This window comes from Streptomyces hoynatensis, from assembly GCF_003626535.1.
Taxonomy (GTDB): Bacteria; Actinomycetota; Actinomycetes; order Streptomycetales; family Streptomycetaceae; genus Streptomyces; species Streptomyces hoynatensis.
In genome coordinates this window covers 1-17,468 of record NZ_RBAL01000041.1, presented here as the reverse complement: position 1 = coordinate 17,468, position 17,468 = coordinate 1, and the positions used below count along the sequence as shown (strand labels likewise).

At 75.1% G+C, this 17,468-nt stretch carries 2 protein-coding genes; both read right to left on the bottom strand.

Features of this window, described 5'->3' with window-relative positions; genetic code table 11:
- The coding region (locus D7294_RS31250; protein WP_120685201.1) for a type I polyketide synthase at positions 1 to 16,783 on the bottom strand (16,783 nt) is incomplete at its 3' end.
- Positions 16,784 to 16,794: 11 nt separating this feature from the next.
- Positions 16,795 to 17,468: acyl carrier protein (locus D7294_RS31245; protein ID WP_241562752.1), on the bottom strand; the 674-nt coding region annotated here is incomplete at its 5' end.

Sequence of the window (17,468 nt, the reverse complement as noted above, 5' to 3'; positions counted from 1 at the left end):
CCTCACCGGCCAGCAGCACCGCCCGGTGCTCGAACACCGACCGCGAGGTCACCAACGACAAGCCCACATCCACCGGAAGCTCCGCCTCGGCAAACGCGACGATCCGCTCCACCTGCCCGTCGAGGGCCTCCGCGGTGCGGGCGGACACCGGCAGCGGCACGGCCCCGGGCCGCACGGCCGGGTCCTGGGCCGCGGCGGGCGGCTCGGGGACCTGTTCGAGGATGAGGTGGGCGTTGGTGCCGCTGAAGCCGAAGGAGGAGACGGCGGCGCGGCGCGGCCGGTCCACCTCGGGCCATTCGGTCTGCTCGGTGAGCAGCCGGATGTCCCCGGCCTCCCAGTCGACGTGCGAGGACCGGTTCTCGGCGTGCAGGGTCCTGGGCAGCAGGCCGTGCCGCAGCGCGAGGACCATCTTGATGACGCCCGCCACGCCCGCCGCGGCCTGGGTGTGTCCCAGGTTGGACTTGATGGAGCCCAGCAGCAGCGGGCGTTCCCGATCCTGCCCGTAGGTCGCCAGGAGCGCCTGGGCCTCGATCGGGTCGCCCAGCGTGGTGCCCGTGCCGTGCGCCTCGACCACGTCCACATCCGCGGTGGACAGGCCGGCCCCGGCCAGGGCCTGACGGATCACCCGCTGCTGCGAGGGACCGTTCGGCGCCGTCAGCCCGTTCGACGCACCGTCCTGGTTCACCGCAGAACCGCGCACCAGGGCGAGGACCCGGTGCCCGTTGCGGCGGGCGTCCGACAGGCGCTCCAGGAGCACCACGCCCGCGCCCTCGGACCAGCCGACGCCGTCCGCCTCCTCCGAGAAGGACTTGCAGCGGCCGTCGGGCGAGAGGCCGCGCTGCCGGGAGAAGCCGACGAAGGCGCTGGGCGTGGCCATGACGGTCACGCCGCCCGCCAGGGCGAGGTCGCACTCGCCGGAGCGCAGCGCCTGCATCGCCCAGTGCATCGCCACCAGGGAGGAGGAGCAGGCGGTGTCCACGGTCACCGCGGGGCCTTCGAGGCCGAAGGTGTAGGCGACGCGGCCGGAGACGACGCTGGCCGAGGCGCCGGTGCCCTGGTAGCCCTCGTCGTCGCCGAGGACGGACACGTAGTCGTTGTACATGACGCCGGCGAAGACGCCGGTGCGGCTGCCGCGCAGCGACACCGGGTCGATCCCGGCGCCCTCGATGGCCTCCCAGGAGGTTTCGAGGAGGACCCGCTGCTGCGAGTCGGTGGCGAGGGCCTCCCGCGGGCTCATCCCGAAGAAGCCGGGGTCGAACTCGGCGGCGTCGTACAGGAATCCGCCCTGCCGGGTGTAGGACGTGCCGGGGTGGTCCGGGTCGGGGTGGTAAAGGTTGTCGAGATCCCAGCCGCGGTCGGCGGGGAACTCGCCGATGGCGTCGGTCCCGTCGAGCAGCAGCTCCCACAGGCCGTCGGGGGTGGCGACGCCGCCGGGGTAGCGGCAGGCCATGCCGACGATGACGATCGGGTCGTCGGAGACGGGCGGCAGGGCGCGGAGCGGCACCACGGGCGCGGACTCGGTGCCGAGCAGCTCGTCGGCCAGGTACCCGGCCAGGATCTGGCTCGTCGGGTAGTCGAAGACGAGGGTGGCGGGCAGCCGCAGGCCGGTGGCGGCGCCGAGCCGGTTGCGGAGTTCGACCGCGGTCAGCGAGTCGAAGCCCAGGTCGTTGAACGGCCGGGTGGCCTCGATGCTCGCGGCGTCGGCGTGCCCCAGGACGGCGGCCACCTCACCGCGGACCAGGCCGAGCAGCGCCTCGCGGCGCGCGTCGGCGTCCAGCCCGGACAGGCGGCGCACCAGGGCGACGGCGGTTTCGGTGCCGGCGACCGTGCGGCGGGTGCGGACGCGGACCAGGCCGCGCAGCAGCGGCGGCACCTCCGGCTGGGTGCGCAGGACCGGCAGGTCCAGGCGCACGAGCAGCGCGGCGGCCTCCTCGGAGGCGAGGGCCGCGTCGAACAGGGCGAGGCCCTGCGCCTCGGTGAGCGCGGGCATGCCGGAGCGGGCGACGCGCGCGTTCTCCGCCCCGGCGAGCATGCCGGCCTCCGCCCAGGCGCCCCAGGCGAGGGAGGCGGCGGGCAGGCCCAGCTCCCTGCGGTGGGCGGCGAGGGCGTCGAGGAAGGCGTTGGCCGCGGCGTAGTTGGCCTGCCCCGGGGTGCCGAACACCCCGGCGGCGGAGGAGAACAGCACGAAGGCGGACAGGTCGCGTGCGCGGGTGAGTTCGTGCAGGTGCCAGGCCGCGTCCACCTTCGGCGCGAACACCGTGGCCAGCCGCTCCGGGGTCAACGCGTCCACGACGCCGTCGTCCAGCACCCCGGCCGTGTGCACCACCGCGGAGACCTCGTGCTCGGCCAGCAGACCCGCCAGGGCCTCCCGGTCGGACACGTCACAGGCCACCACCCGCGCCTCGGCACCCGACTCCGCCAGCTCCGCCACCAGTTCCGCAGCGCCCTCGGCCTCGGGACCACGACGGCTCACCAGCAGCAGCCGCCGCACCCCGTGCGCACCGGCCAGATGGCGGGCCACCACGCCACCCAGGCCACCCGTACCACCCGTCACCAGCACCAAGCCGTCGGGGTCCCAGGCGAGGCCGGTGTCGCCGGAGGCCCCGCGCGCCACGCGCGGCACCAGCACCGCGCCGCCGCGCAGCGCCACCTGCGGCTCGTCCAGGCCGAGCGCGGGCTCCAGCACGCCGCGCGAGGCGGCCTCGGCCGCCGCGTCGCCGTCCGCGTCCACGTCCAGCAGGCCGAAGCGCCCCGGGTGTTCCGACTGCGCCGAGCGCACCAGGCCCCACGCCGTCGAGGCCGCCAGGTCGGCGACCGCGGCACCGGCGACGGACACCGCGCCGCGCGTCACGAAGACCAGCCGGGAAGCGGCGAACCGCTCCTCCGCCAGCCATTCCCGCACCAGGCCCAGCACCCGGGCGGCCACCGCGTGGGCGGCCTCCGGCAGTTCGCCGCCGGCCGCGCCCGACACCGGCACCAGCACCACGCCGGGGACCTCGCCCGCGGCGAGCGACGCGAGGTCCGGGTGACGCGCCGCCTGCGGCAGGCCGAGGCTTCCTTCCTCGCCGACCACGGCGAGGGTGAGCGGCGCACCGGACGAGGGAACCGGCAGGGGCGTCCAGTCCACGGCGTACAGCACGTCGCGCTCGGCCGCGGCCCGGTCGAGCTGTTCGGCGGACACCGCCCGGACGGTCAGCGACTCGACCGAGAGCACCGGCTCGCCGCCGGCGTCGGCCGCGGCGATGCCGAGGGAGCCCCCGTCGCCGGGGGTCAGCCGCACCCGCAGGCTCGCCGCGCCGGTGGCGTGCAGGGACACGCCCTCCCAGGAGAACGGCAGCCCCGCGGGCTCCTCGGCGCCCGACCTCGCCGCCATCCAGGCGTGCAGGGCGGCGTCCAGGAGCGCCGGGTGCAGGCCGAAGCCGCCCGGCTCCACCTCCTCGGGGAGCGCCACCTCGGCGAACACCTCCTCGCCGCGCCGCCAGACCGACCGCAGGCCCTGGAAGGCCGGCCCGTAGGCGAAGCCGCCCTCGGCGAAGCCCTCGTAACAGCCTGCGATCTCCACCGGTTCGGCCCCCGGAGGCGGCCAGGCCGCGGCGTCGAACTCCGCCCGCAGCTCACCTGGCGCCAGCGCGCCGCTCGCGTTCTGCGTCCAGGGCGCGTCCTCGGCCTCGTCCGGCCTGCTGTGCACAACAAAGGAACGCCGGCCGGTCTCGTCGGCCACGCCGACCCGCAGCTGCACCTGCACCGCGCCCTGCTCGGGCAGGACCAGCGGCGCGGCCAGGGTCAGCTCCTCCACCCGCTCGCAGCCGACCTCGTCACCCGCCCGAACGGCCAGCTCCACGAACGCCGTCCCGGGCAGCAGCACCTGCCCCATCACGGCGTGATCCGCCAGCCAGGGGTGCGAGGAAAGCGACAGCCGGCCGGTGAACACTCCTTCGCCCTCGGCGAGTTCGACGGTCGCGCCGAGCAGCGGGTGTTCCACGGCGCCCAGTCCGAGCGAGCGGACGTCGCCCGTGCGGCGGCCGGCGGCGGGCCAGTAGTGCCGGTGGTGGAAGGCGTAGGTGGGCAGGTCGATCCGCTGGGCGCCGGTCCCGGCGAACAGGGCGCGCCACTCGACGCGCACCCCGGCGACGTGCAGCCGGGCCAGCGCGGTGACGGCCGCCTCCTCCTCGCCGCGGCCCCGGCGCAGCACCGGCACGGCAACCGCCGACTCGTCCAGCGACTCCGCCGCCATGGCCGACAGCACCCCGTCCGGGCCGACTTCGAGGAACGCGGAGACGCCCTCGTCCACCAAACGCCCCACGGCGTCGGCAAAACGGACGGCCTCGCGCACGTGCCGCACCCAGAACTCGGGCGAGGTCACCTCACCCGCGGCCACCACCGGGATACGCGGCTCGGCAAACGACAGGCCCTCGACCACGGCGCGGAACTCGTCCAGCATCGGGTCCATCAACGGCGAGTGGAACGCGTGCGACACCTTCAGCCGGCTCGTCTTGCGGCCCTGGGCCTCAAACGAAGCGGCCAGCTCCAGAACCGGCGCCTCCTCACCCGAAACCACCACCGAGGCAGGCCCGTTGACGGCGGCGATCGACACGCCGTCCGTCAGCAGCGGCAGCACCTCGTCCTCGGACGCCTGCACGGCGACCATCGCGCCGCCCTCGGGCAGGGCCTGCATCAACCGCGCCCGCGCCGACACCAGCGTGCAGGCATCCTCCAGCGAGAACACCCCCGCCACATGCGCCGCCGCAATCTCACCGATCGAGTGGCCCGCGACGAACTCCGCCCGCACCCCGAAGGACTCGACCAGCCGATACAGCGCCACCTCGATCGCGAACAACGCGGGCTGCGCCACCCCGGTACGGTTCAGCGCCTCCGCATCCCCGCCCCACATCACCTCACGCACCGCCGGGTCCAGCAGCCCCAGCACCTCATCCAGCGCCGACGCGAACACCGGGAAACGCCCGTACAGTTCACGCCCCATCCCGAGGCGCTGCGCACCCTGACCCGTGAACAGCACCGCAAGCGAACGCGCCACCGCGCTCCCCCGCGCCACCTCACGCACACCCTCCGCACCCGCCAGCAACACCGACCGATGCTCGAACACCGACCGCGACGTCACCAACGAGAAACCCACATCCCGCACGGCACGGTCTTCAGCGAAGGAGACGACGCGCCCGACCTGACCCTCCAGGGCCTCGGCCGACTTCGCCGACACCGGCAGCGGCACCACGGCGGGCTCGACCTCGGCCGCCCGTGGCCGCTCCACGGTGGCGGGGGCCTGTTCGAGGATGACGTGCGCGTTGGTGCCGCTGATGCCGAAGGAGGAGACGGCGGCCCGGCGCAGCCGGTTCACCTCGGGCCATTCGGTCTGCTCGGTGAGCAGCCGGATGTCCCCGGCCTCCCAGTCGACGTGCGAGGACCGGTTCTCGGCGTGCAGGGTCCTGGGCAGCAGGCCGTGCCGCATGGCGAGGACCATCTTGATGACGCCGGCGACGCCCGCGGCGGCCTGGGTGTGGCCGAAGTTGGACTTGATGGAGCCGACGAGCAGGGGCCGTTCGCGGTCCTGCCCGTAGGTGGCGAGGAGGGCCTGCGCCTCGATCGGGTCGCCCAGCGTGGTGCCCGTGCCGTGCGCCTCGACCACGTCCACATCCGCGGTGGACAGGCCGGCCCCGGCCAGGGCCTGGCGGATCACCCGCTGCTGCGAGGGACCGTTCGGCGCCGTCAGCCCGTTGCTCGCACCGTCCTGGTTCACCGCAGAACCGCGCAGCACCGCGAGGACCTGATGCCCGTTGCGGCGGGCGTCGGAGAGGCGCTCCAGCATGACCACGCCCACGCCCTCGGAGAAGCCGGCGCCGTCCGCCTCCTCCGAGAAGGACTTGCAGCGGCCGTCGGGTGAGAGGCCGCGCTGCCGGGAGAGTTCCACGAGGGTGGCGGGCGTGGCCATGACGGTGACGCCGCCGGCCAGCGCCAGGTCGCACTCGCCCGCGCGCAGGGCCTGCGCGGCCAGGTGCATCGCCACCAGCGAGGAGGAGCAGGCCGTGTCCACGGTCACCGCGGGGCCCTCGAAGCCGAAGGTGTAGGACAGGCGGCCGGAGACGACGCTGGGCGAGGAGCCGGTGCCCTGGTAGCCCTCGGAGCCGTCGCCGCCGACGATCGAGGAGTAGTCGTTGTACATGACGCCGGCGAAGACGCCGGTCTGGCTGCCGCGCAGCGACACCGGGTCGATCCCGGCGGACTCGATCGCCTCCCAGGTGGTTTCGAGCAGCAGCCGCTGCTGCGCATCCGTGGCCAGGGCCTCCCGCGGGCTCATCCCGAAGAACTCCGGGTCGAACTCCCCCGCGTCGTGCAGGAAACCGCCGTGCCGGGTGTACGAGGTGCCCGGGTGGTCCGGGTCGGGGTGGTAGAGGCCGGCCAGGTCCCAGCCGCGGTCGGCGGGAAACTCGCTGATGGCGTCGGTCCCGTCGAGCAGCAGCTCCCACAGGCCGTCGGGGGTGGCGACGCCGCCGGGGTAGCGGCAGCCCATGCCGACGATGACGATCGGGTCGTCGGAGACCGGTGGCAGGGCCCGCAGCGGCACGTGCGCGGCGGCCTCGGTGCCGAAGAGTTCCTCGCCGAGGAAGCCCGCGAGGGACAGGGTGTTGGGGTAGTCGAAGATCGCGGTGGCGGGCAGCCGCAGGCCGGTGGCGGCGCCGAGCCGGTTGCGCAGCTCGACCGCGGTCAGCGAGTCGAAGCCGAGGCTCTGGAACGGCTGGGTGGCGTCGATGGCCTCGGCGCCGACGTGTCCGAGGACGAGGGCGACCTCGCCGCGCACCAGGTCGAGGAGGGCCTCGGCGCGGGCGGCCTCGTCGAGTGCGGAGAGCCGCCGCAGGAGGGTGTCGGCGGTCTCGGTTCCGGCGGAGGCGCGCCGGGTCCTGGTCCGGACGAGGCCGCGCAGCACGGGCTGGATCTCGCCGCGGCCCCGCAGCACGGGCAGGTCGAGCCGCAGGGGCAGGATCGCGGGCTCGCCGGTGGCCTGGGCGGCGTCGAAGAGGTGGAGGGCCTGTTCGGTGCCGAGGGCGGGCAGGCCGGCCGCCGCGAGGCGTTCGAGGTCGGTTCCGGCGAGCATGCCGGTTTCGGCCCAGGCGCCCCAGGCGAGGGAGACGGCGGGCAGCCCGCGTTCGCGCCGGTAGGCCGCGAGCGCGTCGAGGAACGCGTTCGCCGCCGCATAGTTGCCCTGCCCGGGCGAACCCAGCACCCCCGCCGCCGAGGAGAACAGCACGAACGCCGACAGGTCGCGTTCCCGGGTCAACTCGTGCAGGTGCCACGCCGCGTCGGCCTTCGCGCCGAACACCCCTGCCAGCCGCTCGGGCGTCAGCGCCTCCACCACACCGTCGTCGAGGACGCCCGCCGTGTGCACGACGGCGGACACCTCGTGCTCGGCCAGCAGACCCGCCAGGGCCTCCCGGTCGGACACGTCACAGGCCACCACCCGCGCCTCGGCACCCGACTCCGCCAGCTCCGCCACCAGTTCCGCAGCGCCCTCCGCCTCGGGACCACGACGGCTCACCAGCAGCAGCCGCCGCACCCCGTGCGTCTGGGCCAGATGGCGGGCGACCACGCCACCCAGGCCACCCGTACCGCCCGTCACCAGCACCTGGCCCTCGGCGTCCCAGGGGGTGGTGGCCGGTTCGGGGCGTGGGGTGCGCCGCGCGAGGCGGGCCGTGAGGACGGCGCCGTCGCGGACGGCGAGTTGCGGCTCGTCCGTGTGCGCGGCGCGCAGCAGGGCGTCGCCCGTGGCCTCGGTGGCGGGGTCTGCGTCGATCAGGCCGAAACGCCCCGGGTGCTCGGACTGGGCCGAACGCACCAGACCCCACACCGCCGAAGCCGCCAGATCCACCACCCCACCACCGCCGGCAGGCACCGCACCCCGCGTCACCACCACCAAACGCGAGGCGCCAAACCGCTCCTCCGCCAGCCACTCCCGCACCAACCCCAGCACCCGCCCCGTCACGGCACGAGCCGCCTCCGCGACGGGTATGTCCTGCGGGCCGGTGACCGGGACCAGCACCGCCTCGGGCGTCTCGCCGGCCTCGGCGAGTTCCGCGAGTCCGGCGTACGTGGGGGCGTCGAGGCCGAGCGGGTCGGCGCCGAGCACGGCCAGCGGGGTGGCGGGCCCGGCCACCGGGGCCGGGACCCAGTCGAGTGCGAACAGGGCGTCGCGTTCCGCGGCGGCCTGCTCGCCGAGGTGTTCGGCGGACACGGCGCGGACGGTGAGGGATGCGACGGAGGCGACGAGCGCGCCGGTGGCGTCGGCGACGGCGATCGAGACGGCGTCGCCGCCGATCGGCGTGAGCCGCACGCGCAGGGCCGTGGCGCCGGTGGCGTGCAGGGACACGCCGCCCCAGGAGAAGGGCAGGCCGCCGCGGCTGAGGGTGCCGAGGTCGGCGAGGCCGGCGGCGTGCAGGGCGGCGTCGAACAGCGCGGGGTGCAGGCCGAACGCGTCGGCCTCGGCGCGGGCCGGCTCGGGCAGGGCGACCTCGGCGAACACCTCCGCGTCGCGCAGCCAGACCGCGGTCAGGCCCTGGAAGGCCGGGCCGTAGGCGAAGCCGTTGGCGGCGAACTGCTCGTAGCAGCCGTCCACCGCGACGGGCCGTGCGCCCGCGGGCGGCCAGGCGACGGCGTCGAAGTCGGCGCGGCGCTCGCCGGTGGCGAGCAGGCCGGCGGCGTGCTGGGTCCAGGCGTCGCCGAGGCGGCCCTCGGGGCGGGAGTGGACGGTGAGCCGGCGCAGGCCGCGCCCGTCGGGTGCCTCGATCCGCACCTGGATCTGCACGGCGCCCTGCCTGGGCAGGACGAGGGGCGCGGCGAGGGTGAGGTCCTCCACCAGGTCGCAGCCGACCTCGTCGCCCGCCCTGAGGGCGAGTTCGACGAACGCGGTGCCGGGCAGCAGCACGCGGCCCAGCACGTCGTGGTCGGCGAGCCAGGGGTGGGAGGCGAGCGACAGCCTGCTGGTGAACACGGCGTCGCCCTCGGCCAGGTCGACGGCGGCGTCCAGCAGGGGGTGCTCGACGGGTTCGAGGCCGAAGCCGGAGGCGTCGCCGCGGCGCAGGACGGAGGCGGGCCAGTAGTGCTTGTGGTCGAAGGCGTAGGTGGGCAGCTCGGTCTTCCGGGCGCCGGTGCCCTCGAACAGCGCGGGCCAGGCCACGTCCACGCCGGCGACGTGCAGCCGGGCGAGCGCGGTCAGCGCGGCACGCTCCTCGCCGCGGTCCCGGCGCAGCGCCGGCACCACCACGGCGCCCTCGGGCACCGACTCGGCCGCCATCCCCGACAGCACCCCGTCCGGGCCGACCTCAAGGAAGGCGGAGACGCCCTCCGCCACCAGGCGGGTCAGGGAGTCGGCGAAGCGGACGGCGGCGCGCACGTGCCGCACCCAGAACTCGGGCGAGGTCACCTCGCCCGCGGCCACCACCGGGATGCGGGGCTCGGCGAAGGACAGGCCCTCGACCACGGTGCGGAACTCGTCGAGCATCGGCTCCATCAGCGGCGAGTGGAAGGCGTGGGACACCTTCAGCCGGCTCGTCTTGCGGCCCTGCTCGCGGAAGACGGCGGCCAGGTCGAGCACGGCCTCCTCGGCGCCCGAGAGCACCACGGAGGTGGGCCCGTTGACCGCGGCGAGGGACACGCCCTCGGTGAGCAGCGGCAGCACCTCCTCCTCGCCGGCCTCCACCGCCACCATGGCGCCGCCCTCGGGCAGGGCCTGCATCAGCCGCGCCCGCGCCGACACCAGCGTGCAGGCGTCCGCAAGCGAGAACACCCCGGCGACGTGCGCCGCGGCGATCTCGCCGATGGAGTGGCCGGCGACGAACTCGGGCCGCACCCCGAAGGATTCGAGGAGCCGGTACAGGGCCACCTCGACGGCGAACAGCGCGGGCTGCGCCACGCCCGTCCGTTCCAGGGCCTCGGCGTCCTCGCCCCACATCACCTCGCGGACGGCCGGGTCCAGGTGCCCCAGCGCCTCGTCCAGGGCCGCCGCGAACGCCGGGAACCTGGCGTGGAGTTCGCGGCCCATGCCGAGGCGCTGCGCGCCCTGGCCGGTGAACAGGGCGGCGAGCCTGCGGGGGACGGCCGTGCCGCGGGCCGCCTCGGTCACGCCCTCGGGGGTGGCGAGGAGCACGGCGCGGTGCTCGAAGGTGGAGCGGGAGGTGACCAGGGACAGGCCCACGTCCAGGGGCGAGTGGTCCGCCGCGAAGTCCGTGACCCGCTGCACCTGCCCGTCGAGGGCGCCGGCGGTGCGCGCGGAGACCGGCAGCGGCACCGCGGTGGGGGTGAGCGTGTCGCCGTCCGGTTCCGGGGAGGGCTCGGCCGCGGGGGGCTGTTCCAGGATGACGTGGGCGTTGGTGCCGGACACGCCGAAGGAGGAGACCGCCGCCCGGCGCCGCTCGACCTCGGGCCATTCGGTCTGCTCGGTCAGCAGCTCCACCGCGCCCGCCTCCCAGTCGACGTGCGAGGAGGGCGCGTCGATGTGGAGGGATTTGGGCAGCACGCCGTGCCGCATCGCCATGATCATCTTGATGACGCCGGCCACGCCGGCGGCGGCCTGGGTGTGCCCGATGTTCGACTTGATGGAGCCGAGCAGCAGCGGCCGTTCCCGGTCCTGGCCGTAGGTCGCGAGGAGCGCCTGGGCCTCGATGGGGTCGCCGAGGGTGGTGCCGGTGCCGTGCGCCTCGACGGCGTCCACGTCCGCGGTGGTCAGGCCCGCGCCGGCGAGGGCCTGGCGGATGACGCGCTGCTGCGCGGGCCCGTTGGGGGCGGTGAGGCCGTTGGAGGCGCCGTCCTGGTTGACGGCGGAGCCGCGGACCACGGCGAGGACCTGGTGGCCGTTGCGGCGGGCGTCCGAGAGGCGCTCCAGCAGGACGAGGCCGACGCCCTCGCCCCAGCCGGTGCCGTCGGCCGAGTCGGCGAAGGACTTGGACCTGCCGTCCTGGGCGAGGCCGCGCTGCCGGGAGAAGGCGACGAAGGTGCCGGGGGTGGCCATGACGGTGACGCCGCCGGCCAGCGCCAGGTCGCACTCGCCGGAACGCAGCGCCTGCGCCGCCCAGTGCATCGCCACCAGGGAGGAGGAGCAGGCGGTGTCCACGGACACGGCGGGGCCCTCAAGTCCCAGGGAGTAGGCGACGCGGCCGGACAGGACGCTGGGGGCGGTGCCGGTGCCCTGGTAGCCCTCGAAGGCGTCGTTGTCGATGAGGGTGCTGTAGTCGCTGGTCATGATGCCGGTGAAGACGCCGGTGGCGCTGCCCCGCAGCGTCACCGGGTCGATCCCGGCCCGTTCGATGGTCTCCCAGGCGGTTTCCAGGACGAGGCGCTGCTGGGCGTCGGTCGCGGTGGCCTCACGGGGGCTCATCTCGAAGAAGCCCGCGTCGAACTGCCCGGCGGCTTCGAGGAATCCGCCGTGCCGGGTGTAGGAGGTGCCGAAGTGGTCGGGGTCGGAGTGGTAGAGGGTCGCCAGGTCCCAGCCGCGGTCGGTGGGGAACTCGCTGATGGCGTCGGTGCCCTCCAGGACGAGGCGCCACAGGTCCTCGGGCGAGGAGACGCCGCCCGGGTAGCGGCAGCCCATGCCGACGATGACGATGGGGTCGTCGGCCGGGGCGGCGAGGGCCCTGGGGCGCACCGCGACGGGGGCGGCGGCCCCGAAGAGGTCGTCCCGCAGGCGGCGGGCGAGGGCGGTCGCGTTGGGGTAGTCGAAGATCGCGGTGGCGGGCAGCCTGAGGCCGGTGGCGGCGCCGAGCCGGTTGCGCAGCTCGACGGCGGTCAGCGAGTCGAAGCCCAGGTTCTGGAAGGGCTGGGTGGCGCCCACGGAGTCCGCGGTGAGGTGCCCGAGGACGGCGGCGACCTGCCCGCGCACCAGGTCGAGCAGGGCGGCCTCGCGCGCCTCCTCGTCGAGGGCGGTCAGCCGCTCCAGCAGCGACAGCGCGGTCTCGGACCCGGCCGTCGCGCGCTGGGCCCGGACGCGGACCAGTCCCCGCAGCAGGGGCGGCACCTGGGCCTGGGCGCGCAGGGCCGGCAGGTCGAGGCGGACGGGCAGCACGGCGGGCTCGGCGCCGCCGAGGGCGGCGTCGAAGAGGGCGAGGCCCGCTTCCGCGGTGAGCGGCGGCATGCCGGAGCGGGCGATGCGCTGCAGGTCCTGTTCCGACATGGCGCCGGTGAGGCCGGCCGCCGGGTCCCAGGCGCCCCAGGCGAGGGAGAGGGCGGGCAGGCCCAGCTCCCTGCGGTGGGCGGCGAGGGCGTCGAGGAAGGCGTTGGCCGCGGCGTAGTTGGCCTGCCCCGGGGTGCCGAACACGCCGGCGGCCGAGGAGTAGAGCACGAAGGCGGACAGGTCGCGTGCGCGGGTGAGTTCGTGCAGGTGCCAGGCCGCGTCCACCTTCGGCGCGAACACCGTGGCCAGCCGCTCCGGCGTCAGCGCCTCCACGACCCCGTCGTCCAGCACCCCGGCCGTGTGCACCACCGCGGACACCTCGTGCTCGGCCAGCAGACCCGCCAGGGCCTCCCGGTCGGACACGTCACAGGCCACCACCCGCGCCTCGGCACCCGACTCCACCAGCTCCGCCACCAGTTCCGCAGCGCCCTCCGCGTCGGGACCACGACGGCTCACCAGCAGCAGCCGCCGCACCCCGTGCGCACCGGCCAGATGGCGGGCCACCAGGCCGCCGAGGCCGCCCGTGCCGCCGGTGACCAGCACCAGCCCTTCGGGGTCCCAGGCGAACTCCCCCTCGGGCACCGCGGCCCGCGCCACCCGGGGCGCGAGGATCGCGCCCGCGCGCAGCGCCACCTGCGACTCGTCGAGGGCGAGGGCGGCCGGCAGCGCCGCGAGGGAGGCCGGGTCGGCGTCGGTGTCGAGCAGCGCGAAGCGCCCCGGGTGCTCCGACTGGGCGGAACGCACCAGGCCCCACACGCCGGAGGCCGCCAGGTCCTGCGCCCCGCCGCCGGCGACGGAGAGGGCGCCGCGGGTCACGAACACCAGCCGCGCCTGGGCGAACCGTTCCTCTTCCAGCCACTCCCGCACCAGGCCGAGGGCCCGGGCGGCCAGGGCGTGCGCGGACTGCGGCAGTTCCTCCCCCGGCTGCCCGGCGAGGGGCGCGAGCACCACGGCCGGCACCTCGCCGCTCTCGGCGAGCGCCGCCAGGCCGGGGTGGGCGGGGAGGTCGCCGAGGCCGAGGGGGTCGGGGCCGAGGACGGCCACGTCCTCCGCCGGGCCGTCCGCGGGCGGCGGCATCGGGGTCCAGTCGACGCCGAACAGCGCCTCGCGCTCGATGCCGGCGGCCTGCCCGAGCTGCTCGGCGGAGACGGGCCGGACGGTCAGCGATTCGACGGAGGCGACCAGCCCGCCGGCCGTGTCGGCCAGGGCGATGGCGACCGCGTCCTCGCCGGAGCGGGTCAGGCGCACCCGCAGGGTGGTGGCGCCGGTGGCGTGCAGGGAGACCCCGCCCCAGGAGAAGGGCAGGCCGCCGCGGCTGAGGGTGCCGAGGTCGGCGAAGCCGGCCGCGTGCAGGCCCGCGTCGAGCAGCGCGGGGTGCAGGCCGAAGCCCTCGGCCTCGGCGCGCACCGACTCGTGCAGGGTGACCTCGGCGTACACCTCGTCGCCGCGCCGCCAGGCCGCGGTGAGTCCCTGGAACACCGGGCCGTGCTGGAAGCCGCGTTCCCGGAAGCCCTCGTAGTAGCCGGTGAGGTCCACGGCCTCGGCGCCCGTGGGGGGCCAGACGGTGGCGTCGAAGTCGGCGCGGCGCTCGCCGGTGGCGAGCGCGCCCGTGGCGTGCTGGGTCCACGGCAGGTCGGCCGCGCCCTCGGGCCGCGAGTGGACGGTGAGCGGGCGCAGTCCGTCGGCGCCGGGCAGGCCGACCCGCACCTGGAGGTGCACGGCGCCCCGCTCGGGGAGGACGAGGGGGGCGGCCAGGGTGAGTTCTTCGAGTCGGTCGCAGCCGAGTTCGTCGCCCGCGCGGACGGCGAGTTCGACGAACGCCGTGCCGGGCAGGAGGACTTGGCCCATGACGACGTGGTCGGCCAGCCAGGGCTGCGCGGCGAGCGAGAGGCGGCTGGTGAAGAGCGCGCCCTCGCCCTCGGCGAGTTCGACGGCGGCGCCGAGCAGCGGGTGCGCGACGGTTTCGAGGCCGAGCCCCGCTGCGTCGCCGGTGCGGCTCGCGGCGGAGGGCCAGAAGCGCTGCCGCTGGAAGGCGTAGGTGGGCAGGTCGACGCGGCGGGCGCCGGTGCCCTCGAACAGGGTGCCCCAGGCCACGTCGACGCCGGAGACGTGCAGCCGGGCGAGCGCGGTCAGCGCGGCACGCTCCTCGCCGCGGTCCCGGCGCAGCACCGGCACCACCACGGCACCCTCGGGCACCGACTCGGCCGCCATCCCCGACAGCACCCCATCCGGGCCGACTTCGAGGAACGCGGAGACGCCCTGCTCCACCAAACGGCCCACGGCGTCGGCAAAACGGACGGCCTCGCGCACGTGCCGCACCCAGAACTCAGGCGAGGTCACCTCACCCGCAGCCACCACCGGGATACGCGGCTCGGCAAACGACAGGCCCTCGACCACGGCACGGAACTCATCCAGCATCGGGTCCATCAACGGCGAGTGGAACGCGTGCGACACCCTCAGCCGGCTCGTCTTCCGGCCCTGCGCCTCAAACGAAGCAGCCAGCTCCAGAACCGGCGCCTCCTCACCCGACACCACCACCGAGGCAGGCCCGTTGACGGCCGCGATCGCGACGCCGTCGGTCAGCAGCGGGGTCACCTCGTCCTCGGACGCCTGCACGGCGACCATCGCCCCGCCCTCGGGCAGGGCCTGCATCAGCCGCGCCCGCGCCGACACCAACGCGCAGGCATCCTCCAGCGAGAACACCCCCGCCACATGCGCCGCCGCAATCTCACCGATCGAGTGGCCCGCGACGAACTCGGCCCGCACCCCGAAGGACTCGACAAGTCGATACAGCGCCACCTCGATCGCGAACAACGCGGGCTGCGCCACCCCGGTACGGTTCAGCGCCTCCGCATCCCCGCCCCACATCACCTCACGCACCACCGGGTCCAGCAGCCCCAGCACCTCATCCAGCGCCGACGCGAACACCGGGAAACGCCCGTACAGTTCACGCCCCATGCCCAGACGCTGCGCACCCTGACCCGTGAACAGCACCGCAAGCAGGCGTTCGTCGGTGGTGCCGCGGGCGGCCTCCGTCACGCCCTCCGAGGTGGCCAGCAGCACCGAGCGGTGTTCGAAGGCCGAGCGGGTGGTGGCGAGCGAGTAGCCCAGGTCCAGGCGGGCGAGGCCGGGGTGGCCGGCGAGGAAGCTCTCCAGGTTGCGGAGCTGGGCCTCCAGGGCCTCCTCGCTCCGCCCGGCCACCGGCCAGGGGATCACGGCGGGTTCGAGCAGGGGGCCCTCGGGCTCGGGGGCCGGGGTGGGCTCCGGGGCCTGCTCGACGATCACGTGGGCGTTGGTGCCCGAGACGCCGAAGGAGGAGATGCCAGCGCGGCGGGGACGGTCCACCTCGGGCCAGGCGGCCTGCTCGGTCAGCAACTCGACCGCGCCCGCCGCCCAGTTGACGTTGGAGGTGGGGGCGTCCACGTGCAGGGTCTTGGGCAGGATGCCGTGCCGCAGCGCCATCACCATCTTGATGACGCCCGCGACGCCGGAGGCGGCCTGCGGGTGGCCGATGTTCGACTTGATGGAGCCCAGCAGCAGCGGCCGTTCCCGGTCCTGCCCGTAGGTGGCCAGGAGGGCCTGCGCCTCGATGGGGTCGCCGAGGGTGGTGCCGGTGCCGTGCGCCTCGACCGCGTCCACGTCCGCGGGCGAGAGTCCGGCGCTGGCGAGTGCGGCGCGGATGACGCGCTGCTGGGAGGGGCCGTTGGGGGCGGTGAGGCCGTTGGAGGCGCCGTCCTGGTTGACGGCAGAGCCGCGGACCACGGCGAGGATCTGGTGGCCGTTGCGCTGGGCGTCGGAGAGGCGTTCGAGGGTGAGGACGCCGACGCCTTCCGACCAGCCGGTGCCGTCGGCGGCCTCGGCGAAGGACTTGCAGCGGCCGTCGGCCGCGAGCCCGCCCTGGGTGGTGAAGGCGGCGAAGCCGGTGGGCGTGGACATCACCATCACGCCGCCGGCCAGGGCCAGGTCGCACTCGCCGCCGCGCAGCGCCTGCACGGCCAGGTGGAGGGCCACCAGGGAGGAGGAGCAGGCGGTGTCCACGGACACGGCGGGGCCTTCGAGGCCCGCGGTGTAGGAGACGCGTCCGGAGATGACGCTGGCCACCGAGCCGGTGGTGATGAACGCCGTCGCGTCCGGGGAGTCGCCGGTCAGGCTGCCGTAGTCCTGTCCCGTGGTGCCCATGAAGACGCCGGTGCGGCTGCCGCGCAGCGAGGTGGGGTCGATCCCGGCGCGTTCCAGGGCCTCCCAGGTGACTTCGAGGACCAGGCGCTGCTGGGGGTCCATGGCGAGGGCCTCGCGCGGCGAGATGCCGAAGAAGCCGGCGTCGAAGTCGGCCACGTCGTCGAGGAAGCCGCCCTCGAAGGTGCTGGTGGCGAGGTCTTCGACGTCCCAGCCGCGGTCGGTGGGGAAGCCGGCGATGGCGTCCCGGCCTTCCGCGACGAGCCGCCACAGGTCCTCGGGGCTGCGCACCCCGCCCGGGTAGCGGCAGGCCATGCCGACGATCGCGATCGGCTCGACGGCCGCGGCGACCAGCTGCTGGTTCTGGCGACGGAGGCGTTCGATCTCCTTCAAGGACGACCGCAGTGCCTCGACGTACTGCTTGGTGTTGTCGGCCATCACTCTGTCCTTCAGTCGCCGTTGGTCGTCTCGTCGGTCGCGAGCCGCAGCAGGGCCTCGGCATCCATCTCGTCGAGCGAGAGTTCCTCGCCGGACGCGGCCGGTGCGGGGGCGGGCTCGGCGTCGCCGTTGGCCAGTTGCAGAACCATGTCCAGGAGACCTGCCTTGCGCAGGCGGCTGATCGGGATGGCAGCCAGGGCCGCCCTGATCTCCGCGTCGGGGTCGTTTTCTTCGGTCGCGGGGGCGTCCGCGAAGAGCTCGGCCTGCAGGTACGTGGCGATCGCGGCCGGGGTCGGGTAGTCGAACACCAGGGCGGCGGGCAGGGGCAGCCCCGTGGTGGTGCGCAGCCGGTTGCGGAGTTCGACGGCCATGACGGAGTCGAAGCCCACCTCGCGGAAGGCGCGGCCCGCGGGCAGGTCGGCCACCGACTCGAAGCCGAGGGTCCTGGCCGCCTCGGTCCGCACCATGTCCAGCATGGCCCGGGAGCGTTCCGCTTCCGGCATGGCGGCGAGGCGCTGCACGAACTCGGCTTCGCCGCCCGCGGTTTCGGCGTCCTGCTCGGGTTCGGCGAGGGCCTCGCGGACCTCGGGGATGCCGGTCAGGAGGGGGCTGGGGCGTTCGGCGGTGAAGCTGGGCGCGAACCTGGACCAGTCGGTGTGGGTCACCGTCAGGAAGGTCAGGTCCT